This is a genomic window from Psychroflexus sp. S27 (assembly GCF_002810405.1).
Classification (GTDB): domain Bacteria; phylum Bacteroidota; class Bacteroidia; order Flavobacteriales; family Flavobacteriaceae; genus Psychroflexus; species Psychroflexus halocasei_A.
The window spans coordinates 171,435-197,929 of the sequence record NZ_NEXQ01000024.1 but is presented as its reverse complement, the minus strand read 5'-3'; the positions used below and the strand labels follow the sequence as shown (position 1 = coordinate 197,929).

General features: G+C 33.8%; 27 protein-coding genes. 12 read left to right on the top strand and 15 right to left on the bottom strand.

The window, feature by feature from the left end; genetic code table 11:
* Positions 1-56: 56 nt before the first annotated feature.
* The 5 genes from CAP47_RS08715 (at position 57) to CAP47_RS08695 (ending at position 6,219) form a co-directional block, all read left to right on the top strand.
* Positions 57-893, top strand: coding sequence for a glycogen/starch synthase (locus CAP47_RS08715; protein WP_100776270.1), 837 nt, complete (start codon positions 57-59; stop codon positions 891-893).
* Position 894: 1 nt separating this feature from the next.
* A complete protein-coding gene (locus CAP47_RS08710) occupies positions 895-2,457 on the top strand; it encodes a DUF4270 domain-containing protein (RefSeq protein WP_192869975.1) in 1,563 nt (520 codons plus the stop codon).
* An 18-nt stretch (positions 2,458-2,475) separates the two neighbouring features.
* The gene (glmS, locus tag CAP47_RS08705) at positions 2,476-4,323 is read left to right on the top strand and encodes a glutamine--fructose-6-phosphate transaminase (isomerizing) (RefSeq protein WP_100776268.1); all 1,848 of its coding nucleotides are present in this window, start codon (positions 2,476-2,478) and stop codon (positions 4,321-4,323) included.
* A 101-nt stretch (positions 4,324-4,424) separates the two neighbouring features.
* Positions 4,425-5,933, top strand: coding sequence for a F0F1 ATP synthase subunit beta (gene atpD, locus CAP47_RS08700; protein ID WP_100776267.1), 1,509 nt, complete (start codon positions 4,425-4,427; stop codon positions 5,931-5,933).
* Between the two features lie 10 nt (positions 5,934-5,943).
* Positions 5,944-6,219: a F0F1 ATP synthase subunit epsilon gene (locus CAP47_RS08695; RefSeq protein WP_100776266.1), complete on the top strand. Its 276-nt coding sequence runs from the start codon at positions 5,944-5,946 to the stop codon at positions 6,217-6,219.
* Between the two features lie 57 nt (positions 6,220-6,276).
* Here CAP47_RS08695 and CAP47_RS08690 read toward each other — a convergent pair whose 3' ends face one another.
* The gene (locus CAP47_RS08690; RefSeq protein ID WP_100776265.1) at positions 6,277-6,786 is read right to left on the bottom strand and encodes a CvpA family protein; all 510 of its coding nucleotides are present in this window, start codon (positions 6,784-6,786) and stop codon (positions 6,277-6,279) included.
* 43 nt (positions 6,787-6,829) lie between these two features.
* Between CAP47_RS08690 and CAP47_RS08685 the strand changes: the two genes are divergently transcribed.
* The 3 genes from CAP47_RS08685 to CAP47_RS08675 all read left to right on the top strand — a co-directional run bounded on the left by CAP47_RS08685 (position 6,830) and on the right by CAP47_RS08675 (position 8,684).
* A complete protein-coding gene (locus tag CAP47_RS08685) occupies positions 6,830-7,186 on the top strand; it encodes a hypothetical protein (RefSeq protein ID WP_192869974.1) in 357 nt (118 codons plus the stop codon).
* 63 nt (positions 7,187-7,249) lie between these two features.
* Positions 7,250-8,272, top strand: a complete 1,023-nt coding sequence (gene pheS, locus CAP47_RS08680; RefSeq protein WP_100776264.1) for a phenylalanine--tRNA ligase subunit alpha — start codon at positions 7,250-7,252, stop codon at positions 8,270-8,272.
* 16 nt (positions 8,273-8,288) lie between these two features.
* Positions 8,289-8,684 carry a hypothetical protein gene (locus CAP47_RS08675; protein ID WP_100776263.1) on the top strand — a complete coding sequence of 132 codons (396 nt, stop codon included), beginning with the start codon at positions 8,289-8,291 and terminating at the stop codon, positions 8,682-8,684.
* Positions 8,685-8,687: 3 nt separating this feature from the next.
* Here the strand turns inward: CAP47_RS08675 and CAP47_RS08670 are convergent, their stop codons facing one another.
* Genes CAP47_RS08670 through CAP47_RS08650 form a run of 5 tightly spaced genes read right to left on the bottom strand, consistent with a single transcriptional unit; the run spans position 8,688 to position 12,675 of the window.
* Entirely contained in the window at positions 8,688-9,578 is an 891-nt protein-coding gene (locus CAP47_RS08670) for an EamA family transporter (RefSeq protein WP_100776262.1), read from the bottom strand.
* A 16-nt stretch (positions 9,579-9,594) separates the two neighbouring features.
* On the bottom strand, positions 9,595-10,632 hold the full coding sequence (locus tag CAP47_RS08665) for an NAD(P)H-dependent glycerol-3-phosphate dehydrogenase (RefSeq protein WP_262502135.1): 1,038 nt from the start codon (positions 10,630-10,632) through the stop codon (positions 9,595-9,597).
* A 6-nt stretch (positions 10,633-10,638) separates the two neighbouring features.
* Positions 10,639-11,226: a nicotinate (nicotinamide) nucleotide adenylyltransferase gene (gene nadD / locus CAP47_RS08660; RefSeq protein ID WP_100776261.1), complete on the bottom strand. Its 588-nt coding sequence runs from the start codon at positions 11,224-11,226 to the stop codon at positions 10,639-10,641.
* 2 nt (positions 11,227-11,228) lie between these two features.
* A complete protein-coding gene (gmk, locus tag CAP47_RS08655) occupies positions 11,229-11,807 on the bottom strand; it encodes a guanylate kinase (RefSeq protein ID WP_100776260.1) in 579 nt (192 codons plus the stop codon).
* 1 nt (position 11,808) lies between these two features.
* On the bottom strand, positions 11,809-12,675 hold the full coding sequence (locus CAP47_RS08650; protein ID WP_100776259.1) for a YicC/YloC family endoribonuclease: 867 nt from the start codon (positions 12,673-12,675) through the stop codon (positions 11,809-11,811).
* 113 nt (positions 12,676-12,788) lie between these two features.
* Here CAP47_RS08650 and lpxB point away from each other — a divergent pair, with 113 nt between their 5' ends.
* A complete protein-coding gene (gene lpxB / locus CAP47_RS08645) occupies positions 12,789-13,901 on the top strand; it encodes a lipid-A-disaccharide synthase (protein ID WP_100776258.1) in 1,113 nt (370 codons plus the stop codon).
* A gap of 76 nt (positions 13,902-13,977) precedes the next feature.
* Here the strand turns inward: lpxB and CAP47_RS08640 are convergent, their stop codons facing one another.
* The 6 genes from CAP47_RS08640 to hemA form a co-directional block, all read right to left on the bottom strand.
* Positions 13,978-14,631 (bottom strand): 3-oxoacid CoA-transferase subunit B, encoded by a 654-nt coding sequence (locus tag CAP47_RS08640; RefSeq protein WP_100776257.1) that lies wholly within the window; start codon positions 14,629-14,631, stop codon positions 13,978-13,980.
* A gap of 16 nt (positions 14,632-14,647) precedes the next feature.
* Complete coding sequence (locus CAP47_RS08635) at positions 14,648-15,346, bottom strand: CoA transferase subunit A (protein ID WP_100776540.1); 699 nt, start codon at positions 15,344-15,346, stop codon at positions 14,648-14,650.
* Positions 15,347-15,504: 158 nt separating this feature from the next.
* The gene (gene hemE, locus CAP47_RS08630; protein ID WP_100776539.1) at positions 15,505-16,533 is read right to left on the bottom strand and encodes a uroporphyrinogen decarboxylase; all 1,029 of its coding nucleotides are present in this window, start codon (positions 16,531-16,533) and stop codon (positions 15,505-15,507) included.
* 35 nt (positions 16,534-16,568) lie between these two features.
* Positions 16,569-17,219, bottom strand: coding sequence for a uroporphyrinogen-III synthase (locus tag CAP47_RS08625; protein WP_100776256.1), 651 nt, complete (start codon positions 17,217-17,219; stop codon positions 16,569-16,571).
* Positions 17,220-18,140, bottom strand: a complete 921-nt coding sequence (gene hemC / locus CAP47_RS08620; protein ID WP_100776255.1) for a hydroxymethylbilane synthase — start codon at positions 18,138-18,140, stop codon at positions 17,220-17,222.
* A gap of 35 nt (positions 18,141-18,175) precedes the next feature.
* Positions 18,176-19,438 carry a glutamyl-tRNA reductase gene (hemA, locus tag CAP47_RS08615; protein ID WP_100776254.1) on the bottom strand — a complete coding sequence of 421 codons (1,263 nt, stop codon included), beginning with the start codon at positions 19,436-19,438 and terminating at the stop codon, positions 18,176-18,178.
* 197 nt (positions 19,439-19,635) lie between these two features.
* Here hemA and CAP47_RS08610 point away from each other — a divergent pair, with 197 nt between their 5' ends.
* The 3 genes from CAP47_RS08610 to CAP47_RS08600 all read left to right on the top strand — a co-directional run bounded on the left by CAP47_RS08610 (position 19,636) and on the right by CAP47_RS08600 (position 23,074).
* Positions 19,636-20,526: a helix-turn-helix domain-containing protein gene (locus CAP47_RS08610; RefSeq protein ID WP_100776253.1), complete on the top strand. Its 891-nt coding sequence runs from the start codon at positions 19,636-19,638 to the stop codon at positions 20,524-20,526.
* 163 nt (positions 20,527-20,689) lie between these two features.
* Entirely contained in the window at positions 20,690-21,709 is a 1,020-nt protein-coding gene (gene hemH, locus CAP47_RS08605; RefSeq protein ID WP_100776252.1) for a ferrochelatase, read from the top strand.
* A gap of 3 nt (positions 21,710-21,712) precedes the next feature.
* A complete protein-coding gene (locus CAP47_RS08600) occupies positions 21,713-23,074 on the top strand; it encodes an MATE family efflux transporter (RefSeq protein ID WP_100776251.1) in 1,362 nt (453 codons plus the stop codon).
* A 35-nt stretch (positions 23,075-23,109) separates the two neighbouring features.
* Here the strand turns inward: CAP47_RS08600 and CAP47_RS08595 are convergent, their stop codons facing one another.
* From CAP47_RS08595 to CAP47_RS08585, 3 genes are all read right to left on the bottom strand, one after another.
* On the bottom strand, positions 23,110-23,739 hold the full coding sequence (locus tag CAP47_RS08595) for a carbonic anhydrase family protein (protein WP_100776538.1): 630 nt from the start codon (positions 23,737-23,739) through the stop codon (positions 23,110-23,112).
* Positions 23,740-23,964: 225 nt separating this feature from the next.
* Positions 23,965-24,726, bottom strand: a complete 762-nt coding sequence (locus tag CAP47_RS08590) for a tetratricopeptide repeat protein (RefSeq protein ID WP_093238426.1) — start codon at positions 24,724-24,726, stop codon at positions 23,965-23,967.
* A 2-nt stretch (positions 24,727-24,728) separates the two neighbouring features.
* Positions 24,729-26,495 carry a BatD family protein gene (locus CAP47_RS08585; RefSeq protein ID WP_100776250.1) on the bottom strand — a complete coding sequence of 589 codons (1,767 nt, stop codon included), beginning with the start codon at positions 26,493-26,495 and terminating at the stop codon, positions 24,729-24,731.

Sequence of the window (26,495 nt, the reverse complement as noted above, 5' to 3'; positions counted from 1 at the left end):
AATCCGCATAAAATTTTGTAAATTTGCAACTTTATTAATAATCATCTAATTTTCCCATGAAAGATAAACGCATATTATACGTCTCGTCTGAGGTTGTCCCATATTTTCCAGAGAACAACATTTCCTCAATGTCATTTGAAGCACCTAAAATGGTTAATGCTGCTGGCGGTCAAACAAGAATTTTTATGCCGCGGTTTGGGAATATCAATGAAAGAAGACACCAACTTCATGAAGTGATCAGGTTATCAGGAATGAACCTTGTTGTCAATGACCTCGACATGCCTTTAATTATCAAAGTCGCTTCTATTCCTAAGGAAAGAATGCAGGTTTACTTCATCGACAACGAAGATTATTTTAAAAGAAAAGCAACCTTGACTGATGAAGATGGTCAATTATTCGAGGATAATGATGAACGTGCAATTTTCTTCGCAAAAGGAGTTATTGAAACCGTTAAGAAATTAAACTGGGCACCAGATATTATTCATATCAATGGATGGCTAGCATCATTATTACCTATGTATTTAAGAAATTACTATGGTAATGAACCTTTATTTAAAGAATCAAAAATTATTACTTCCGTATACAATCAAAGTTTTGATGATACGTTAGATTCTGAAATGATGAAGAAAGTTTTATTTGACGGTTTGGAAGATGATACTGTTGAACACCTCAGAACACCGAATTACACAAACATCATGAAAGTTGCAATAGACAACTCGGATGGTATTATTTATGGTGGTGAAGATGTTCCTGAAGAATTACAATCATATATTTCAGAGAAAGATTTACCAACTTTAGAATACAAATCTCGTGAAGTTTTTGCACAAGCTTATCAAACTTTCTACCTGAGAGATATTTTAAATGAAACAGAAGAAGAAGCAGAAGACAACTAGAATGAATAGAATTTTTAGAAACACCCTAGGTCTCGTCGGCCTCATTGCCGCTTTTACAGCATGCCAAGAAAATAGTTTTGAAAATGGAAGTGATTTCATAGGTAGCATAGATATGCAACCAGCTTATGAAATTGATGAAATCACATCTTACAGCGAAAAAATAAAATCCGTTCAAACCAATGGTTTATCAAATTACCTATTAGGAACTTATGATGATCCTGTTTACGGTAAAAGTTCAACAAGCTTATTAACACAGTTGAGACTTGATCAAACCAGTCCTGATTTTGGCACAAATCCAGAGGTTGATAGTGTTGTTCTTTCGTTTCCATTTTATGGTCGCGAAACAGGTGAGAATGAATATGAATTAGATTCTATATATGGAACTGGTGATTTTAAATTAAAAATTTATGAATCTAACTATTTCTTAAGAACTATAGATCCAGGAAGTGATGGTGATTTTGATGAAGATCAAGCTTATTATTCTGATCAAATTGGTGATTTTGAAAACTTTTTTGATCCAACACCAGTTTTTGAATCTGACGTTATCACATACAGCGATGTCACTTCTCCAATTACGCTTATCGATAGTAGTGATCCTGAAGAAAATGATACGATTAATTTGTCTCCACGTATCAGAATTAAATTACCGGTATCTTATTTCAAAAGTAAAATCATTGATAAAGAAGGCAGCGACGACCTTGTTAACAACAACAAGTTTGTTAACTATCTCAGAGGTCTTTACATCAAAATGGAGCAGGTAGGCCCTGAACCAATCATGTATTATTTAAACTTTAATAATGACGTTTCTGAAATAAAAATTCACTATACAACTGAAAGAGAAAGTTTAAATGTAGAAGATTCCATTATCCAAAAGAACGAAACTTTTAAAATGAATTTTAAAGGCATCAAAGTCAATCTATACGATAACAATTTTGATGTTGACCTAACAAGTCAAGACAAAATAAATGGTGAAGAGAACATTTACCTAAAAGGTGGAGAAGGTTCTGCAGGAATCATTAATTTATTTGATGGTGCTGACACTGACGGAAATGGAGTTTCAGATTTGTTAGAAGAAATCCGTGAAAAAAACTGGATTATCAACGAAGCAAATTTGATGGTTTACGTTAATGAAGATATTTCTCCAATTGATTCAGATAAAGCAAGACGCCTCTTTGTTTATAATGCAGATAAAAATAGAATTTTAACTGATTATCAAAACGATCCAACAGTCAATAATGACAACCCTTCAACTTCAGCTTCTATTCACCTTCCTCCTTTAGATGAAGATGAAAATGGAAATAAATTTTATAGGTTAAGAATTACAGATCACATTAATAACGTGATTAATAATGATTCGACAAACGTTAAACTTGGGCTTCTACTTTCTGAAAATGTTAACCTGACAAGAGTTAAAAAAGTTCAAAATGGACCTAATTCAGAAATTGATAAAATTATTGAAAGCTCTGTTATTAGCCCAAGAGGCATGGTTCTACACGGATCGAACTCACCTGATGTTGAAAAAAGACTAAAATTAAGAATCATCTATACAGAAACTGAAAATTAATAATCTAACCAAAAAATTATGTGTGGAATTGTAGGATATATTGGACCTAAAAACGCCTATGAAGTTGTTTTAAAGGGTTTGCAAAGATTAGAATATAGAGGTTATGATAGTGCAGGTATTGCATTATATAATAATGACGAATTAAAGATTTGCAAAACTAAAGGTAAAGTCTCAGAACTTTTATCAAAATGTGAATCTGAAAAAATAACAAATGGTCACATTGGTATTGGCCATACACGCTGGGCAACTCACGGTGAACCTAATGATGTTAACTCACATCCGCATGTTTCAAATTCAGGTGACTTAGTGATAATTCACAACGGAATTATCGAAAATTACGAGTCGCTTAAAAAGGAATTAACGAACAGAGGTTACACTTTTGAATCTGACACAGACACAGAAGTCTTAATCAACCTTATTGAAGACGTTAAAAATAAAGAAAATGTCAAACTAGGAAAAGCAGTTCAAGTTGCACTCAACCAAGTTGTTGGTGCTTATGCAATTTCAGTTTTTGACAGAAATAAACCTAATGAAATTGTTGTTGCAAGACTCGGTAGCCCACTTGCCATTGGTGTTGGTGAAGATGAATACTTTATCGCATCGGACGCCTCTCCTTTTATAGAGTTTACAAATAAATCTATCTATCTTGAAGATGGCGAAATGGCTGTTGTAAGATTAGGTAGAAAAGTAAAAGTGAGAGAAATCAAAAATGATAAACTCGTCAAACCTTATGTTCAAGAACTTCAACTAAGTCTTGATCAAATTGAAAAAGCGGGTTATGATCATTTTATGCTCAAAGAAATTTATGAGCAACCAGAAGCTATTAAAGACACTTATCGCGGTCGTATGTTACCAGAGAAAGGTTTAATTCGCATGTCTGGTATTGATGATAATATTGAAAAGTTCTTAAATGCAAAACGCATTATCGTCATTGCATGTGGTACCTCATGGCATGCAGGTTTAGTTTCAGAATATTTATTTGAAGATTTTGCAAGAATCCCTGTTGAAGTCGAATATGCTTCAGAGTTTAGATATCGAAATCCCATTATTAATGAAGATGATGTTGTGATTGCTATTTCCCAAAGTGGGGAAACTGCAGATACAATGGCTGCCATAAAAATTGCAAAAGAGAAAGGCGCATTTGTCTTTGGTGTGTGTAATGTTGTCGGTTCGTCTATTTCAAGAGAAACGCATGCTGGTGCTTACACCCATGCAGGCCCTGAAATCGGTGTCGCTTCTACAAAAGCATTTACAACACAGATCACAATTTTAACTTTAATCGCCCTAAAACTAGGAAAGCAAAAAGGAGAGATTTCTAATTCTCAATTCCATGCTTACTTAAATGAACTTAACACGATTCCTGAAAAAATTGAACGCACGCTTGAAACAAACGAAGAAGTCATCAAGGTTGCAGAAGCATACAAAAATGCAAAGAACTGCCTTTACCTAGGACGTGGACATAATTTCCCCGTTGCTTTAGAAGGTGCATTAAAATTGAAAGAAATTTCATATATACACGCTGAAGGATATCCGGCAGCAGAAATGAAACACGGACCAATTGCGCTAATTGATGAAATGATGCCAGTCGTTGTTATTGCAACTAAAAAAGGACATTATGAAAAAGTGGTAAGCAACATTCAAGAAATCAAATCTAGAAAAGGAAAGATTATCGCTGTAGTCACTGAAGGAGATACTTCAGTTAAACAAATGGCAGATCATATTCTTGAGGTTCCAGATACAATTGAAGAATTTACACCGCTATTGACAACAATACCATTGCAATTATTATCTTACCACATTGCTGTGATGCTTGACAAAAATGTCGATCAGCCCAGAAATTTAGCAAAATCAGTTACAGTAGAATAAAGACAATTATTTTTAAAATTGAGAAACATTTAGTTTAAAAAAGTGATATATTTGCAAACTGAAAAATTAATTTTTCTCAAACATCATAAAACTCCTTGATAATGTCACAAATTACAGGTAAAATATCTCAAATCATTGGTCCAGTCATCGATGTTGAGTTTGAAAATTCAAAAGATTTACCAAAGATTTACGATTCTTTAGAAATCAAAAGAGAAGACGGCAATATATTAGTCTTAGAAGTTCAATCTCATATCGGTGAGAACGTTGTAAGAACAATTGCGATGGATTCTGCTGATGGTCTCAAAAGAGGAACTGAAGTTCTTTCAACTGGCGATCCTATTCATATGCCAGTTGGTCAAGATATTTACGGCCGTTTATTTAATGTTACTGGTGATCCTATTGATGGTATGGCAGAACTTCCTAAAAAAGGAAAAGCTGGTATGCCTATTCATAGAGAAGCACCTAAATTCGAAGATCTTTCTGTTTCAAAAGAAGTTCTTTACACAGGTATCAAAGTTATTGACTTGATTGAGCCATACTCAAAAGGTGGTAAAATTGGTCTCTTCGGCGGTGCTGGTGTTGGCAAAACAGTACTTATTCAAGAGTTGATTAACAACATTGCAAAAGGACACGGTGGTTTATCGGTTTTCGCAGGTGTTGGTGAAAGAACACGTGAAGGAAATGACCTTTTAAGAGAAATGCTTGAGTCAGGCATTATTAGATATGGTGATGATTTTATGGAGTCTATGGAAAATGGCGGATGGGACCTAAAAAAGGTTGATAAATCTGCAATGAAAGACTCTAAAGCAACTTTCGTATTCGGTCAAATGAACGAACCTCCTGGAGCACGTGCACGTGTTGCATTATCAGGATTAACGATTGCTGAGTACTTTAGAGATGGTGCTGGTGAAAGCCAAGGAAAAGATGTTCTTTTCTTTGTCGATAATATCTTTAGATTTACACAAGCAGGTTCAGAAGTTTCTGCACTATTAGGTCGTATGCCTTCTGCAGTTGGTTACCAACCTACATTAGCAACCGAAATGGGTGCGATGCAAGAGCGTATTACATCAACTAAAAAAGGTTCGATTACTTCTGTACAAGCGGTTTACGTTCCTGCGGATGATTTAACTGACCCGGCTCCAGCGACAACATTTGCTCACTTGGATGCAACAACAGTATTATCGCGTAAAATTGCTGAACTTGGTATTTATCCTGCAGTTGACCCTCTGGAGTCAACTTCAAGAATCTTAACAGCTGAAATTCTGGGAGAAGATCACTACAATTGTGCTCAACGTGTAAAAGAACTTTTACAGCGTTATAAAGAATTACAAGATATTATCGCGATTTTAGGTATGGAAGAATTATCTGAAGAAGATAAGTTAGCTGTATCTAGAGCTCGTCGTGTTCAACGTTTCTTATCTCAACCCTTCCACGTTGCTGAACAATTTACAGGTCTTAAAGGTGTGCTAGTTGATATTAAAGAAACAATTAAAGGATTTAATATGATTATGGATGGTGAACTAGACCATCTTCCAGAAGCAGCATTTAACCTTAAAGGAACAATCGAAGAAGCGATTGAGGCTGGAGAGAAAATGTTAGCTGAAGCTTAAAATCAAAATTATGCAATTAGAAATTGTTACACCAGAAAAGGTCATTTTAGATCAAGATGTTCAATCTGTTAGCGTTCCTGGAATTGAAGGCGAGTTTCAAATTTTAGAAAATCACGCCCCTATCATTTCAGTTCTTACTAAAGGTCATATCAAACTTGATGTAAATACAAAATTGCCTAAAGCTATAGAAGATGATTTCCAAAAAATGAATGATAAACTTTGTATGGAAATTACTGGTGGTGTTATCGAAATGAATAATAACAAAGTTATTGTTTTGACAGATTAAGCAAAGCAATGACTTCATTATATAAAAGCTCATCTCTATAGGTGAGCTTTTTTTATATTAAATATTGCGGGTATGCTCTTCAAATAATTCAGCTAATGCAGGAAAGTAATTTTGATATAATCCAAATGTGTTTTGAAAAACTAAAGAATCCTCAAGCCAATCTTCTGATTTAAGAGAGTAAAAAGTATCTATATAATCTAAACTCAAATAGAAAACGATTAAAAGCAAGAGTAATTTCATCAACCCAAACAATCCTCCGAAAAGTCGGTTAACAAGTCCGAGAGCTATAATCTTTAAAAAACCTGTAATTAACTTAGCTAATAAATGAACTAAAGTCACAACAATAACAAAAAGTATAAAAAAGCTAAATATCTGCAGACTTTCTTCAGACCAATCTAAATATTGAGAAATATATTGAACTGACATAAACTCATAATAGCTATATGAAATCCACAAACCTAAAAACAAGGCTACAAAACCAGCAAGTTCAATAAAAAAACCTCTCTTTAAACCTTTAAATAAAAATAAGATGGCAATAACACCAACAACAATATCAAAAATATTCATTCGGTAAATATACTAATTTAGACGAAAGCCATAACTTTGTCATATGATTGGAGACGAAAAATTAAAAGAACGATGGAGTGAGCTTTCCGATAAACTTTCTCACCAATTTGGTGATGGAGAAAAGCTTGAGCTAGATGCAATCATCTACCTCGTTGGTGTGCAAGAGTTAGGCAAACCACAACTTAAATTTAAAAAAGATGATAAAGTCAATTTAATGCATATCGCTATTTGCAAGTTATTAGAAACATATGGATATTATGAGTTTGACTTTGTTGATGAAGATGGTTGGCCACACTATAAAAATGTTTCAAAACTTCCTGCCTTAAAAGCTGGTGAGCAAAGTGTTTTAATGAAGGAAGCCATCGTTACCTATTTTTTAGAAAGAGGCTACATCAATTAAAAGAACATAGCAACAAAGCATTAATTAATTTGTATTTTTGCAATCTCATTTACAAGCCGACTTATGATTGATCAGATTAAATCTCATATTGAAACTGTTAAAAAATTCAATGCTTCATCTGAAAAAGAACTTGAAGAATTTAGAATTTCTTACCTAGGTAAAAAAGGAATTCTCAATGATTTCTTTTCGAAATTTAAAACTGTTCCTAACGAACAAAAAAAAGATTTTGGGAAAGCTATCAATGAACTCAAGCAAGAAGCAAGCTCTAAAATTGAAGGACTTAAAGCTGCCTTTAAAAATCAACAAGAGGAAAAAGGGATTTACGGCGATTTGACGAAGCCAGGAGAACAGATAGAAATTGGTTCAAGGCATCCCATTTCTTTGGTGAAAAATCAGATTATCGAAGTTTTTTCTAACATTGGTTTCAATGTTTCTGAAGGTCCTGAAATTGAAGATGATTGGCACAACTTCTCTGCCTTAAACTTACCCGAATATCACCCAGCACGTGATATGCAGGATACATTCTTTATTCAAACAGATCCGAAAGACATCTTGTTAAGAACACATACATCTAGCGTTCAGGTAAGATATATGGAGAATAACACACCACCGATCAGAACAATTTCCCCTGGTCGAGTATTTAGAAATGAAGACATTTCATCAAGATCCCATTGCATATTCCATCAAGTTGAAGGTTTATATATTGATAAAAATGTTTCTTTTAAAGATTTAAAACAAACATTAATGTATTTCACTGAACAGCTTTTTGGAAAGTCTAAGATCAGGTTAAGGCCTTCATATTTCCCATTTACAGAGCCAAGTGCAGAGGTTGATATTTATTGGGGATTAGAGACAGAGACCGATTACCGCATCACAAAAGGGACAGGTTGGCTTGAAATTATGGGTTGTGGTATGGTTGACCCAAATGTTTTGAAAAACGTAAATATCGATCCAAATGAATATTCTGGATTTGCTTTCGGGATGGGAATTGAGCGTATCGCGATGCTTCTTTACCAAATTGAAGATATCAGAATGTTTTATGAAAATGACATACGTTTCTTAAAGCAATTTAAATCAGTTCTCTAATCAAAATTTTTGATAGATGAAGAAAGATATTCAACTACCAGAGGTTGAAAACGTTTACGTTGCAGCGCTTTATGAATTTAATGATGACTTCAATTCTAATGAATGGAATATTTACATCATTAATAAAAATGATGAAGCTTTGGAAACATTGCTGATTGTTTCCGATGGAAAATCTACAAAAAAGAAAACATCAACTTTACGTAAAAAACTGGAACGCTTACCTGCAAAAACCATAGCACATTTAGAGTATTTACAAGATGACTTAACAAGCTTTGAAAATGCTTTTAAGGTGACCTATTTCATTGGGAATAAAATGTATCACAAAGACTTTATATTTCCTCCACATTCAATCTCTCAAAAGAAAGTGAAGGAAATAAAAGCTATTGGTAAAAAAGGTGTTTTAGCACAGTAAGATTTATCGCGCTGCCTTTTTATAGTTCATCAAAATGATAGCCGATAGAATCATGAGAATTCCGATCCATTTGATATAATTTTGTTGCTCACCAAGCACGAAATAGCCCATCATAACTGCGACTGGCAATTCAATAGATGATATGATCGCGCCTAAACCTACATTGATTTTAGGCATACCTGAAGTCAAGAATAAGGGAGGCAATATTGTTCCAAATAGCGCCAAAACAGGACCCCAAAGTTTAAATATCCCTAAATCAAACTCACCTCCAAAAGTGAAAGCTGTAAAAATTGTTGCAACAATCAATCCGCCAAGAATCATCCATTTACTTCGTGTAATTGAGTGATATTGAAGTGAAACCCGTGATGATGTAATAATTGTTGCCGCAAAAGAGATTGCAGCGCAAAAACCATAAAACAGGCCTATTCCATTCACAGATTGGTTTTTTGTTAAGATATCTGCTGCGAGCACTGTTCCTGTTAAAACTAAGATAACAGAAAGTATCTTTTGTTTTGTTGGCTTCACTTTATTGACAACTATATCGAACACAACACCTATCCAAACGCTTTGCATCAACAAAACAATACCAACAGAAACAGTAATAGTTTCCATGGCTAAATAATAGAAAATACTGGTAAATCCTAAAGAAGTTCCAGACAAAACAAGGTATAAACGAGACCTGTTTCTCACTGCTTTTGTTTCTTCAGGTCGATTTGATTTTTTTAGGAAAAAATTTAAAACAATCAACCCGATAAAACCTATAAAAAGTTGTGCAAAAGTCACTTCATAAACTGTAAAATCTTCTTTGTAGGCAAGCTTCACAAAAGTTGTAAGCATACCATAACATGAGGAGCCAAGGGCTACAAAGAGCGCTCCCTTTAAAACTGAATTCATATACTAATAAGTAAAATTAAACTAATTTATCTGCAAGCTTTGCAAATACCTTTTTAGGATTTTTATCTAAGTAAAGTACTTTATAAACGGTATTGATGATAGGTGTTTTTGCTTTTTTATCATCCTTTTTATTGATGTCATATGCACTTTTAGCAGCATAATAACCTTCTGCAACCATGCTCATTTCAAGCTGAGCGCTTCTAACTGTGTAACCTTTACCAATCATATTACCAAATAATCGATTTCGGCTAAACACAGAATAACCTGTCACCAATAAATCACCTAAGTAAGCTGAATCATTAATGTTTCGTTTCATTTTATAACGCTTTTTGATAAAGCGTTTCATTTCTTTAATCGCATTACTCATCAAGACACTTTGGAAGTTATCACCATAACCCAAACCATGTGCAATTCCAGCAGCAATAGCATAAATATTTTTAAGGACGGCAGCATATTCTGTTCCTATCACATCTTCAGTAATATTACATTTAATATTGTCACTGCTCAATTGATCAGCAACCAATTGCGCCTTTGCTTCATCTGCTGATGCAATCGTTAAGTATGATAATCTTTCTAAAGCAACTTCTTCAGCGTGACAAGGCCCAGTAATAACACCTATATTTTCGAAAGGAATATCATAATTCACATTAAAGTGTTCTCCAACTAATAAATATGATTCTGGTACAATTCCTTTAATAGCGCTAAAAACAACTTTATCTTTTAAAGGTATTTTGATTTTATCAAGCTCTGTTTGAAGAAATGCTGAAGGCACAACAAAAATCAAAACATCTGACTTTTCAACAATTTCATTAATATCGCTAGATAAGTAAAGTTCCTCTGTATGAAACTCCACAGAACTTAAATAATTAGGGTTATGTCCTTCTTTTTTAATATGCTCAACGGCTTGCTCATCTCTAATGTACCAATTGATCAAATCCAGATTTTCACTTAACATCTTAACGATAGCTGTTGCCCAGCTTCCACCTCCAATCACTGCGAATTTGTGTGATTGAGAATCTGTTTTCTCTTCTGTTTTTATTTTATTTCCTTCCACGTTTTCTTAGTTTCTATAAAAATTCATCTCATCTACATATTTCCAAACTTTCGTTGGCAATAGCGGTTCTACATTTTTCCCTTCTTTGATTGACTGGCGAATCAATGTTGATGAAATTTCAATAATTGGTGTGTCTGTTGTAATAATATTCGGATGGTTATGAAATTGCTCTGGCACTTCTCCATCTGAAATTCTTGGACACACATAAATTTTATGATGTTCTAAAATATAATCATAATTTTTCCATTTATGAAAATGATTCAAATTATCCTCACCCATAATAATGGCAAACTCATTTGTCGGATGTTTTTCTGCCAATTTTGCTAGTGTCAAACTTGTATAATTAGGCTGTTCCATTTTAAACTCAATATCGCTCGCCTGCAAATGCTCGTAATCTTCTAAAGCACGATAAACCAATTCAAATCGGTGGTGATTATCCAGTAAATTTGATCGCTTCTTAAAAGGACTTTGAGGCGTCACAACCAACCAAACCTCATCTAAATCAGTGAATTGAGATAAGTGATTAGCAATAATTAAATGCCCGATATGAAAGGGATTAAATGTCCCGAAATATAAACCGACCTTCTTATGCATAACTACTGATTTACAAAATCATCAACAAGATGATAAGCTTCTTCTAAAGCTTCATTCAGGTTATTATTAACAATAATATGATCGAATTGTGGTGCTGTTGCTAACTCAATTGAAGCTTTTGCCACACGCATATTAATTCTATCTTCAGTTTCTGTTTGGCGTTTTTTTAAACGGATTTTAAGTTCCTCAATACTCGGCGGCTTCACAAAAACAGCCAATGTTCTCTCAGGATAAATATTTTTGATATCTAGACCGCCAACAACATCAATATCAAAAACAACGTGTTTTCCTTTTTTCCAAATACGCTCGACTTCTTCTTTTAATGTTCCATAAAAGTTATCGCGATAGACTTCTTCCCACTCCAAGAAATCATCATTTTTAATATGTGTTTTAAATTCCTTTAAACTCATAAAGTAATAATCTTCTCCATCTTTTTCATGGCCTCGAGGTTCGCGCGATGTTGCCGAAATTGAAAAGTCGAGATTCAATTCTTCTTTTGATAATAAATAACGTACAATCGTCGTTTTCCCTGAGCCTGAAGGAGCAGAAAAAACAATAAGTTTACCGTTTTCAGATAGCATATTAAAGGACGTTTAAAAGTTGTTCTTTTATTTTCTCTAACTCGTCTTTCATCTTAACGACAAGTTTTTGCATTGGTGCATAATTAGATTTTGAACCAATGGTATTGATTTCCCTACCGATTTCTTGACAAATAAAATTCAATTTTTTTCCATTAGAATCTTTAGAATCCAAATTCTTCGAAAAGTAATCCAAGTGGTTTTCTAAACGAATTTTCTCTTCAGTGATATCATATTTTTCAATATAATAAACCAATTCTTGCTCAAAACGATTTTCGTCAACATTGGTTTTTAAATCATCAACAGCTTTATGAAGACGCTCTCTCACGTTTTTGATACGTTCAGGATCAATTGAAATCACTTCTTTAACAAGCGATTTGAGATTGTTAATTCTTAATTTAAAATCAGCCTCAAGTGCTTTACCTTCATCTAAACGATGCTTGACTAATGTTTGTAAAGCTTCTTCTAAAGTTGACTCAATCGCCTTGATTTCATTTTTTGCTAAAGTTGTTTTATCTGTAGATAAAGCTTCAGGAAATTTCATAGCAATTGCTAATAATTCAGAAAAATCTTTATTTTCATCTGGCTGAATTTCTTGTAACTGCTTGATATAGCTTTCAACAACTTTTGTATTAATCACGGCGGAAGCTTCTCCTGATTTAGATTCAACATAAAGAGAAACATCAACCTTGCCACGTTTAAGAGCTTCAGCAATTTTATTTCTTAAAGGAATTTCAATTTCACGATATTGTGAAGACATTCTCAAATTAACATCTAGATTTTTGCTATTTAAAGATTTAAGCTCAACATGTATCGTTTGACCTGCGATCTCTTGCGAGCTTTTACCGTAACCCGTCATGGATTGAATCATAATCAGTATTTAGAAATGAATCTGCAAAGGTAAAAAAACTAAAACTATGCTCGCTATTATATCTGATTATGCATTAATTATTTTAATTTTACCCAGTTAAATTGCTTATTTCTATGAAATATTATCTCATTGCCGGTGAAGCTTCTGGAGATTTACATGCTTCGAATTTGATGAAAAGCTTGCTCAAAAAAGATGAAAATGCAGATTTCAGATTTTGGGGCGGCGATTTAATGAGTGATGTTGCGCAACAAAAACCCGTAAAGCATTACAAAGACCTTGCTTTTATGGGTTTCATAGAAGTTCTGATGAACCTTAAAACCATTTTAGGAAATATCAAAGTCTGCAAAAAAGACATTGAAAAATATAAACCTGATGTGATTATTTTTATTGATTATCCTGGTTTTAATATGCGTATTGCGAAATGGGCAAAAGAGAGAAATATCAAAACTTTTTATTATATCTCACCACAAATTTGGGCATGGAAGGAAAACAGAATAAAAGCGATTAAGCGCGATGTTGATGAAATGTTTGTGATTCTTCCTTTTGAAAAAAGTTTTTACGAAGAAAAACACAATTTTCCAGTGCATTTTGTCGGGCATCCACTCCTTGATGCAATTGATAAACTTGAAGTTACACCGATTGAAAAATTTCGTAAAAAACATGATTTAGACAATAGAGAAATCATAGCGATTTTACCAGGTAGTAGAAAACAAGAAATTGTCAAAATGCTGTCAACAATGCTTGATATGCCTAAAAAGTTTGAAGCATATCAGTTTATTATTGCAGGCGCTCCAAGTCAAGAGAAATCTTTTTATGAGCAATTTCTGGTCAAAGACAATGTCAGTTTTGTCACTAATGAGACTTACCAACTTTTATCACATTCAAAAGCTGCAATGGTGACTTCTGGTACTGCAACTCTTGAAACTGCTTTATTTGATGTTCCTGAAGTCGTTTGCTATAAAGGCAGTGAAATTTCTTACCAAATCGCCAAACGCATTATTAAACTCAATTATATTTCTTTGGTTAATTTAATTATGGATCAAGAAATTGTCAAAGAGTTGATTCAAAATGAATTTAACGCAAAAAATCTTGAATTTGAGCTGGAAAAGATTTTGGACGACAAACATTCAACTCAAATGAAGCAAAAATTTAAAACGCTTAAGCAAAAGTTAGGTGGCGTTGGTGCAAGCGATCAAACTGCTGATTTAATGCTCGATTTACTCTAAAAATAAAACCGCTTAAACACATTGCTTAAACGGCTTTATCAGTTTAGTTTTTATAAAAAATGATTCTTATTTAATACTATAAAACCATTTCTGGAATATCGCCTTCAACGATTAAATCACCTTCTGTCGCTTTCTTTATTTCTTCAACAGTAACTCCAGGTGCACGTTCTAAAAGTTTAAACTTTCCATCAACAATATCCAAAACAGCTAAGTTTGTGACAATCTTGGTGACGCACTTTACGCCTGTTAATGGTAAGGTACAAGATTTTAATAATTTTGATTTGCCTGCTTTATTCGTGTGCATCATTGCCACAATAATATTCTGAGCTGAACCAACTAAATCCATTGCGCCTCCCATGCCTTTTACCATTTTACCTGGTATTTTCCAATTGGCGATATTTCCGTCTTGTGCAACTTCCATCGCACCAAGAATGGTTAAATCGACATGTTGACCTCTAATCATTCCAAAACTTAAAGCTGAATCGAAAAAACTAGAGCCAGGTCGAGCCGTAATTGTTTGCTTACCTGCGTTAATTAAATCAGCGTCAACTTCATCTTCAGTTGGAAAAGGTCCCATTCCGAGAATTCCATTTTCACTCTGAAATTCAACTTCTATATCATCTCTTACAAAGTTTGCAACAAGTGTCGGAATACCAATTCCGAGATTGACGTAATAGCCATCTTTCACTTCTTTTGCAATACGTTGTGCTATTCCTTTTTTATCTAACATAATTTCTTTTTCAATTTTAAGATTCTCTTACCGTTCTTTGTTCAATGCGTTTTTCGTAATTGTCGCCTTGATAAACTCGCTGAACAAAAACACCTGGAATATGTACAGAGTTCGGATCTAATTCTCCTGGCTCAACAAGTTCTTCAACCTCAGCAACAGTAATTTTTGCTGCGCCGCTCATCACCGCATTAAAATTTCTTGCTGTTCCTTTAAAAATAAGGTTTCCTGCTGTATCACCTTTCCAAGCCTTAACAAAAGCGAAATCCGCTTTAAAAGCTTCTTCTAAAATATGAAGTTTTCCGTCAAAATCTCTGACTTCTTTACCTTCTGCCACTTCAGTTCCATAACCTGCAGGTGTAAAAAAAGCTGGAATACCATTTTGTGCAGCACGACAACGTTCAGCTAAAGTTCCTTGTGGAACAAGATCAACTTCTAATTCGCCGCTTAACATTTGACGCTCAAACTCAGCATTCTCACCAACGTAAGAAGAAATCATTTTTTTAATTTGATTCTTTTTCAGCAAAACTCCCAAACCAAAATCATCAACACCTGCATTGTTAGAAATACAAGTAAGGTTTTTGACATTGCGTTTTGATAATTCACTGATGCTATTTTCTGGAATACCACACAAGCCAAAACCGCCTAACATCAAGGTCATACCATCCTTAACGCCATCAAGTGCTTCTGTGACATTATTTACAGTTTTTGTAATCATTCTTTTTAAAATTTGTGTTGAAAATACGCATTTTTTAATGTTTTGACAAAGAAGAATCATCACAAAATGAATCTTTATGTTTTTTAGTATTAATCAAAAAAAGCCAACGATTTTCGTTGGCTTTGATATTAAATATCTCAAGTTTAAAATTGAAATGATTATTTAGCTTTATAGTTTTTAACTGCATTGACAAAAGCTTTCGCGTGATCAACAGGAATATTTGGTAAAATACCATGACCTAAATTGGCGATGTATTTATCTTTCCCAAATCTGTCAATCATTTCAATTGTCATACGTTCTATCTCTGGAATTGGTGACAACAATCTTGAAGGATCGAAATTTCCTTGAAGTGTGATTGAATTATTTGTAAATTTTCTTGCATTTTCAGGACTACATGTCCAGTCAACACCTAATGCTGAAACGCCTGATTGTGACATTTGCTCAAGTGCAAACCAGCAACCTTTTCCAAATGCAATCACAGGAATATCATCTTTTAACGCATCGATAATTTGCTGAATGTATTTCCAAGAAAAAAGCTGATAATCTTCAGGTGATAACATACCCCCCCAAGAATCAAAAACCTGAACAGCATCTACACCAACTTCTACTTTTCCTTTTAAATAAGCAATCGTTGTATCAGTAATTTTTTGTAAGAGTTCATGAGCAGCAACAGGATTTGAGAAACAAAACTGTTTTGCTTTATCAAAGTTTTTAGAGCCTTGACCTTGCACACAATAGCAAAAAATCGTCCATGGAGATCCAGCAAAACCGATTAAAGGCACTTCATTATCCAGTTCCTTTTTTGTCATTTTAATGGCGTCATAAACATAGCCTAGTTCTTCATAAACATCAGGAACAACAGCATCTTTTACATCTTGAGCAGAACGAATTGGATTTGGCAACCAAGGCCCAACGCCAGGTTTCATTTCTACTTCAATATTCATGGCTTGTGGGACAACTAAAATGTCACTAAATAAAATAGCGGCATCAGTTCCGACTTGACGAATTGGCATTACTGTAATTTCGGTCGCTAATTCTGGCGTTCGACAACGCGTAAAAAAATCATACTTTTCTTTAATTTTCATAAAATCAGGCAAATATCTCCCTGCCTGTCTCATCATCCAAACCGGTGGTCTTTCAACGGTTTCGCCTTTTAAAGCTCTTAAAAATAAATCGTTTTTTATCATTGTCATTATATTAAACTCTTGTCTGTAAAAATTATTTATTGCAGTATTTTCACTGCTTTAACAATCACACTTTCAACACTCGTTTGTGATGAATATGCAACTTTCTCGACATAACTTTCAGCCGCTTTTGCCGTTGTTGTTCCTATGCAAACAGCCTCAATTGATGTCATTTTAGAATTAGCCTCAAAAAAAGATCGAATCCCACTTGGACTATAAAACAAAACAACATCAAAATCTTTATCAAATTTTTGATGTCGGCTTGTAGTTTGGTAAATATGATGTTCGTTGAGTTTTAAATTTTTCTCAACAAATTCATGAGGTATTGTATCTAAACGTTGCTCACTGCAAATCAATGAGAAATCTTCATCAGCATAATTTTCTGTGATAATTTCTGCTAATTGAGAAGCGTACTCACAAACCAAGGCAACTTTATAGTTATTCTTATAAAGCAGACCTGCCGTTTTTTCGCCAACACAAAACAATTTATCAATCTGAAATTTATTTTCAATGATAAGTTTAGCTGTATTTTGACTTGTAACGATTGCGTTTTTGATTGGCTGCTTAGGAAAATTATCAGTTAAAGCAGTAATTTTGATTGCATCATAATGCACAAGTGAATGTGATGTATTCAGCAATAATTGTTGCTGTGCTTCTGTTAGCTTTTTTGTAGAAAGTATTCTTGCCATTTATAAGACTTCTCTTAGTTTCTTCATCAAAGTTTTTGCAGCTTTATTCTTCAGAAGTTTTTTAGCGACTTTAACTCCAAAACCTTCAGCTTGATCAACATTTATAGTTTTTGAAATATCGTATTTCTGTTGACCATCTAGACTAAAAAGAACACCTTCAAAATGAAGTTGATCTTCTCTAATTTCAGCAAAAGCACCAATTGGCGCCGTACAGCCGCCCTCTAAAGTTCTTAAAAAATCACGTTCAATGGTGACAGCTATATCTGTTTCAGGATGGTTTAAAGCTTTTAAAGCATTGAAACTATGTTGGTTTTCCCTCATACAAACCGCCATAATTGCACCTTGTGCAGGTGCGGGAATCATCCAATCTAATTCGGTATGATTCTCTGGTGTCAGCTCAATACGTTCAAGACCAGCCGCAGCAAAAATCGCTGCATTCCAATCAGAATCCTTTAATTTTTCTAAACGCGTAATCACATTTCCACGCAAGTTAACAACATCATGTTTAGGATACTTGTTAAGCCATTGCGCTTTCCTTCTCAAACTTCCAGTTGCAATAATGCCATGAGGTTGATTGAGAAAAATTAAATCTTTATGAACTAGGATATCTTTATGATTTGCACGTGGCAAAACTGCACCTTTAATAACACCTTTTGGCAATGCCGTTGGCACATCTTTCATGGAATGCACAGCAACATCTATGTCGCCATTAATCAAGGCAACATCTAGTGTTTTTGTGAAAATCCCTGTAATTCCCATTTCATACAAAGGTTGCTTTAAGTTCAGGTCGCCTTGAGATTTAACAGGTTTGAGTTCGGCTTTATAACCTTGATCTTCTAAAAGAGTTTGAACTTTTTTCGCTTGCCAAAGTGCAAGTTGGCTATCACGCGTTCCAATTTTAATCGTTTGCTTATCTTCCAATCGATAGAAATTTAAAAATGATAAAAGAAATTTATTTACTTAGACTTTTCTTGCATTTCAAGCTCAAAAACTTTTTTGAGTAAAGCAACACTATCTTCCGTTGATCCGTTTGCAGCTCTTAAATGACTTGCAAAACTTCTCGTGATTTTATGGATCAAACGATCGCTAAAAACCTCAGCCTGTTCTTTATCAAATCCTTTGACTTTTCTGCTTTGGTAATCTAGCTCTTCGGCTTGAAAATCTTTAAATTTATCTTTTAATGCTTTTATCGTAGGTGCAAACTTACGTGTATCTAACCACTCGTAAAATTCATCTCTTTCCTCTTCGATAATCAACTCAGCATCAGGAATGAATTTTTTACGTTTAGATAAAGTTTGATCTGTCATCTGTGATAAATAGTCAAGATGCAGCAATGTAACATCATCAATATTAACAACATCTTCAGAAACGTTTTTCGGGATAGAAAGATCCAGAATCAATAAAGGTTTCTTTGGAAAGATAATCTCTTTTGTAATTGTAGGTTGCTGAGCACCAGTTGCAACAATCAGTATATCGGTTTGACGAATTTCAGCTTGAAGTTCAGAATAATCTTTAACTGTTAAATTAAATTTCCCTGCAACTTCTTCAGCCTTGTCTTTCGTTCTGTTTATTAATGTAATATGCTTGTTACTCGTGTGCTTCACAAGATTCTCGCATGTGTTTCGACCGATTTTACCAGTTCCAAAAAGCAAGATGTTTTTTTCTGAAACATTTTCGATATGATCTAAAATGTACTGCACGGAGGCAAAAGAAACCGAAGTAACACCAGAAGACATTTCTGTTTCATTTTTGATTCTTCTACTCGCACGAATAGCAGAATTGACTAATCTTTCTAAAAAAGGGTTAATTAAATTTCGGTTTTTAGAAATCGTAAAAGCAGATTTAATTTGACTAATAATTTCAAAGTCGCCTAAAATCTGACTATCTAAACCACAACCAACACGAAACATGTGAGAAATTGCTACTTCATTTTCACGGACATAACCTACTTTTTTGAATAAATCTTGATTACCAATACTAAACTCACACAATAAACCTATAAGCGTGTTAGCATCATCTGCAAAGGCGTAAATTTCTGTTCTATTACAAGTTGAAGTCACTGTAATTGCATCCAAACCGATACTTTCAGCTTTATCTAACAAGGATTTACGCTGATCAATACCTAAACTGAATTTTCCTCTTGTTTCTGCATCAGCTTTTTGATAACTCAAGCCTACAACAAAAAAAGTCTGGTATTTTGATACGTTATATTTGTACATTTATGTCTTCAGAAAGTTTGATACAAAAATAGAACAGAAGCACTTCTAAAAGTAACGCTAAAAGTTCATTTAATGTCGTTTAAAGTCTTTTTGCCTAAAAAATGATTTATATCAGCTATTAGGCTTACTTTTGTAATGTTATTCATGCTTTTAACACTATTTAAATAGAATCATTCTAAATAAAAAAATTATTTTCTATGTCTTTAAGCTTAAAAAGTAACGCTAAAAGTTCGGCTCAGTTTTACGAGCTTGAAAATGGAATTTACATTATAAATATCCAAAATGAATCTAGCGAGTCAGATCAAATCAATAGAAAATTGAGTGCAGATTATATTCAATTTCACTTTTGTTTAAAGGGTATCATTAAATTTAACTTTAACCAAGGTGAATATGCATTGAACATTAAAGAAGATAAATCTTTACTGCTTTACAATCCTCAAAAAGAGCTCCCGATTAATATAGACGTCAATCCAAAATCTTGGAGTGTTTCTATCTTAATTTCAATCAAAAAACTTCATAGTTTATTTTCTGCAGAAGCAAATTATATAGATTTCCTAACAGAAGACAATCGTGATAAAAAATACTATACTGAAGGTAACTTGTCACCAGCAATGGCAGTTGTGCTGACACAATTTATGAATTTCAACTTACATCCTTCAATAAAAAGTATTTATCTAAAGGCCAAAGTTTATGAATTGATTGCACTTTACTTCAACAGACCTGAGGAAGTTGACATTGAACAATGTCCTTTTTTAGATGATGAAGATAATGTGAAAAGAATAAAATTAGCCAAAGAAATTATCATCAATCGTATGGTTGAACCACCCACTCTAAAGGAACTTGCTGAAGAGGTTGGCTTGAGTTTGAAAAAGCTTAAAGAAGGATTTAAAGAAATCTATGGTGATACGGTTTATTCTTTCTTACTCAACTATAAGTTAGAATATGCGCGAAAGCTTCTTGAAGATGGACAACACAATGTTAATGAGGCTGGTTTGTCAATTGGTTATTCCACGGCAAGTCATTTCATCACTGCTTTTAAGAAGAAATTTGGAACAACTCCAAAAAAGTATGTAGGCAACTTTATGTAATTATAATTTCAAGTTCTGTTTGTAAGTCTTTTAGTAGAAAAAATTTGCTACCAAGAAATTGATTAAAACTAAAAGATTTAAAGCTTATTTTGTTAAGATAAAAATATAAGTTTTTAAAAATGATCTTCATCTTAATTCCTTTATGTTTGTAAAAAATTGAAAAATGAAAGGAGTTTTACTTGTAAATTTAGGTTCTCCAGCGAGTACAGATCCAAAGGATGTCAAGTCTTACCTTGGTGAGTTTTTGATGGATGAAAGGGTGATTGATTTGCCTTACTTGTTACGAACAATTCTTGTGAAAGGCATCATCTTAAACACGCGACCTAAACAATCTGCAAAAGCTTACTCAAAAATTTGGTGGGATGAAGGCTCACCTCTTATTGTTTTATCCGAAAAACTACAAGATAAAGTTAATCAAGAAACAAGTGTTCCCATCTCACTTGCCATACGTTATGGTGAACCTTCAATGAAAAATGGATTACAAGAACTTTATGACCAAGGCGTCACTGAAGTTTTGTTAGTTCCACTTTATCCGCAATTTGCTATGGCAACAACTGAAACGATTATTGTTTTAGCTGAACAATTACGTGATGAATTTTTCCCAAAAATAGATTTTACAGTTGTTCCACCTTTTTATAATCATCCTGACTACGTCACTGTTTTATCAAGAAGTATTATTGAAGAACTGGAAAAAATTGATTACGATCATTTACTTTTCAGTTATCACGGCGTTCCTGAAAGACACATTAGAAAAAGTGATATTACAAATAGCCATTGTAAGATTGATGGAAGTTGCTGTCAAACACCTTCAAAAGCTCATCAATTTTGTTACAGACATCAGTGCTATGAAACAACGCGTTTGGTTGGAGAAAAACTGAAGCTAAAAGAAGGCACATTCAGTACAAGTTTTCAATCGAGACTTGGTTTTGACCCATGGTTAAAACCTTACACAGACAGAACTGTTGAGAAAATGGCTCAAGAAGGCATAGAGAAAATTGCCGTTGTCACACCAGCATTTGTTTCTGATTGTTTAGAAACACTTGAAGAAATAGCGATGGAAGCTGATGAAATTTTCAAAGAGAATGGAGGTACAGAATTTACTTTTATCCCATGTATTAATGACAGAGAAGATTGGGTGAAAACGCTCAGTCGATGGATTGATGAATGGGCATTATCAAAATAAATTATGGCGAGAGTCAACGCCGAAAAGCTGGGGACAGAACCGATTAGTCAATTATTAATCAAACAATCTGTTCCCGCTTCAATAGGCATTTTAGTGATGTCAATCAATATTTTGGTTGACACTATTTTTGTAGGAAACTGGATAGGACCAATTGCAATTGCTGCGATTAATGTGGTTTTACCAGTTTCATTTTTTATAGCTGCGCTAGGAATGGCGATCGGCATTGGTGGTGCATCTGTTATTTCTCGTGCATTAGGCGCTGATTTAAAAGAAAAAGCTCTTAAAACATTTGGGAATCAAATCAGCATCACCTTACTTATCACATTAAGTACAATGGCGCTTGGCTTGATTTTTATGAACACCCTGATTCCTGCTTTTGGAGGAAAAGGTGATATTTTCGAACCTGCAAAGATTTACTATCGTATTGTTGTTATAGGCGTGCCAATTCTTGCCTTAACAATGATGGGAAATTCAGTGATTAGAGCTGAAGGAAAACCAAAATTTTCAATGATTGCCATGATCATTCCTTCTATAGGAAACTTGATTATGGATTATTTATTTATTAACGTATTTGATTGGGGAATGATGGGTGCTGCATGGGCAACAACAGGTTCTTACATTCTGTGTTTACTTTATATTATTTATTTCTTCATGTCAAGTAAATCAGAATTAAAACTCCGCTATCAAGATCTTGGTTTTGATGCTAATATTTTAAAAGAAATTGCGAGTTTAGGTTTCGTCACAATGGCAAGACAAGCTGTTGTCAGTTTGATTTACCTCATCTTAAACAATATTTTATTTAAACTTGGCGGTGAAAATTCAGTTACAGTTTACGCTATTATATCACGTATGCTAATGTTTGCACTCTTCCCTGTGCTTGGCGTGACACAAGGCTTCCTGCCAATTGCAGGATATAATTATGGTGCTAATAAAAGTGAACGTGTAAGAGAATCAATTAACAAAGCCATCCTATACGCAGCTGGATTAGGTTTGCTGGTGTTTGGGTTGATCATGTTCTTTGCGCCAGAAATAGCAAGTGTCTTTACACAGGATGCTGATATTTTAGAAAAAACACCTTCTGCAATGCGTTGGGTTTTTGCTGCAATCCCAATTATTGCTTTACAATTGATTGGTTCAGCTTATTTTCAGGCTATCGGAAAAGCTAAGCCTGCATTTTTCTTAACATTATCAAGACAAGGTTTCTGTTTTATTCCGCTTATTTTAATATTACCTAAATTCTATGGCGAATTTGGTGTGTGGATTTCTTTTCCTTTAGCAGACATCTTATCAACGATAATTACAGCGTTTTTCCTTAATCGAGAGATCAAAAAAAACCTTTTAAATAAAAAAAGCACTGTTTCCTAAAACAGTGCTTTCTACAAAATATATGGTAAATTCGATTAATCGATTAACTTAATTTCTCCTGATTTTAAATAGTAAACACCACCAACGATTTTAATAACGCCAGAATCTTCTAACTTTTCAAGAACTGGACTATTTTTTCTAATTTTATCAATGGTCAGTTCTACATTTTTCATCACAACAGACTGAACATAATCTTTGTTTTTAGAAGATTGCTCACCTTTGATATCGCCTATTGCTTCAATGGCTGGCTGAATATTATCGAGCATTGCAGTCATCGTTCCAAACTTCACTTGATCACAAGCAGCAGAAATTGCGCCGCAAGATTCATGACCTAAAACAAATATCAACTTACTTCCTGCAATTCCACAAGCAAATTCCATACTGCCAATAATATCAGAATTAGCAAAATTACCAGCAACTCGTGCAACAAAAACGTCACCTAAACCTTGATCAAAAACGGTTTCGACAGGCACACGGCTATCAACACATGATAAAACAATTGCTTTTGGGCTTTGCCCTGTTACTGCCATCGTTTTCTGCGCGTTGTAATCTCTTTCATGCGAGTCATCCTTGATGTATCTTTTGTTTCCTTCCATCAAATCAGACAATACCATTTCAGGAGTCAGCTTACTTTGCTCTTCTTTAGTAATTATCTTATTAATCATGTTTGGATTTTTTAAACTGTTTAGCTCTTTAGAAAACATGTTTTTCATAAAAATGTATCTCTAAGTAGACTTAATTATGAATGTGAACAATCTAAAGTTCTAAAATTAAATAATCGTCAACAAAAGTATTTTATAAATTTAAATTGACAATCAAGTTTCTAATAAAATTAGAAACTTGATAAAGATTTTCTGATTTTAAATTCAAAAAAGCTGACAATGAATTATTTACTGAATTGTTTTATAATTTGCGTTTCGCATCCAAACTACAGTTCCATCAGGAAGTTTGATTTCTTGAAAATTATTAAACTTAGAAAGCAATTCAACTTTGGTTCCTTCGTGAAGTGTCAAAACAGCCTCATTTCGTTGGTTTGGCTCTGAGAAAACTTCTATTTCATCATCAAAAAGAATCGCATAATCTTTACTCAAGAAAGTTTCTGATAGCCTATTGGCTTGCCAAAAACTCAAACTTGCCAAGATTAAGGAAATAAAAAAGAGACTTAAACCCAAACGCTTAAATTTAGATTCACTTTTAAACAAATAAAGAACAAAACTCAACGCCATCAGAATAACGAAAGTAACAACGAGATAAGCCCATTGATCAACGCTTAGTAAATGATTGAAACGGTTTATTAACTTTTGAAAATCTGAAATTTCTACTTTAGAAAACTGATCGATCGTCATATTTTCTGCATACTTCAGGTTTTCCTGAACAAACTTAGCATTTGGTTTTAATGCTAAAGCTTTTTCATAAGCGTAAATAGCTTCGGCAAGTTTATTTTGCTTAATGTAGGCATTCCCTAAGTTGTAGTAAAGCTCAACAGATGTTTGTCCTTCATCAATTATGGAATTATATAAATTTTCAGCAAGTTCATATTTTGCATTGTTGTAAGCTTGATTTGCTTTATCAAAATTTTGAATAGCGTTTTCCTGAAATCCAAAAGTCAAACTCGTCCAACAAAAGACAATGATTAAAATTAATTTTTCCATTTTCAAATTTGTTTATCAATCTTAGAAATCAATACACTTGACTTTTTATAATCTTCCTCCATTGAATGGCTTTCTGCAGAAGCATAACGGGCTAATTCGCATTTCTCAATCATTGACATCATCGCTTCTAAATCAGCTTTGTCAACAGATTTATCTTGTAATCTTATTTTTAAATTCTCTTTGGCTAATTCATGCGTTTTAATGCCAAGCTTAGCTTTTAAAAACTTGTGTAAAGCCAACTCTAAGTTTGTATAAAAAATTTCTGGCTGACCTATTGATGATTTCGCTTCAGAAAGATATTTTTTAGCTAATCTGTCTAAATGTTTATTGGTTTTGTTTTTCGAATCTGTTTGAAACAATCCACTTTTTCTAAAAACCAAAAGAAAAGGAATCATCAAAGTGAATACACCCACTAAAATCCAGAATAAAGTTGACTTAAAAAAAGGCGTAGACTCAATGGATTTTAAGTTTGTTTCTGGACGTATGAAATTGAGTTGTGTGATGTCGCTCACATAATTTTTGTTCTGTTCATTCATCTGAACTGTGTCAGTAGAATTTGTAGATGTTGTTGCGACATTTGGATTGGCTTTAACATCAAGACTGATAGCCTTAGAATTAATCGTTTTATAAGCCTCAGCTCTTGGATCAAAGTAAGTAAAACTCAACGGATTAATTTTAAACTGACCAGGCGTGTTTGGCACTAAAGTGTATTTATCTTTCACTTCACCATACATTCCACTTACACTTGTTTTGACATTTTCAGTATGTTCGGGATCATAAGATTCAATCGCAGAGGGAAATTTAGGTTTTGGCATATTCATCAAGGATAAATTTCCTTTACCAGAAATAATCACATCATAATTGAGAGATTCAGTTGCTAAAAGTTCAGTTTTATTTGTTTTTACATTGAGTTCAAATTCACCAACTGCACCAGAGAAATCAATAGGCTTACCTTCTTGAGGCAGGCTTTTCACGTCAACAGTTTTACTTTTTGCAGAAACTGTTTTTTGAGCAATGTCATACAATCGACGTCCAAAAAAATCTCTTTTATTGGAAGGTACTTCAACTGAAATATCTAATGAAAGTGGTTCGATAACTAGCTTACCCGTTTTTTGAGGATACAAAACAGTTCGTCTTAACTCAACATAACGGTAAGGATTTCCGCCGTAAGTTCCCTCTTTAACTTCTTGACGTTTTAAATCTATATTTTGACTCCAAAAACCATTGTATTTTGGTTCATCTAAGCTCTGCCAGTTTCTGACATTAGTGGTCGGACTCACATAAAGCTTATAAACTACGGAGATGCCTTCGTTGAGGTATGGCTTATAATTACTGACTTCAGCAACCAAATGAATTGCATCTGACAAATCGATTTGATTGCCAGTTCCATCTCCTGGGTTATCAACGGCTGAAGTCACCTCAATAGGTATTGGTGAAGTTTTATAAACCTGACCATCAACTTCAATTTCTGCTTGTCCAACTTCTAATTTTCCTTTTTTGGTAGGTTGAAGGAAGTAAGTATAGGTTTTAGAAAATGAGCTTTTCCCGTTCACCCATGTTGATTGAACAGACTGATTTGGTCCAGCAATTTTTCTGAAATTAATGAATGAAGGCGCTCTAAAATTGTCACCATCGTGATTGACAGTAAACTTAATTTTAACGCGTTCATTAATTCCCATTTTATCGCGGCTTGATTTAGCCACAAAACTCACTTGTGCAAACACTGAGGAGCATACAAGGAGATTTAAAAATAGAATTATATTTTTCAT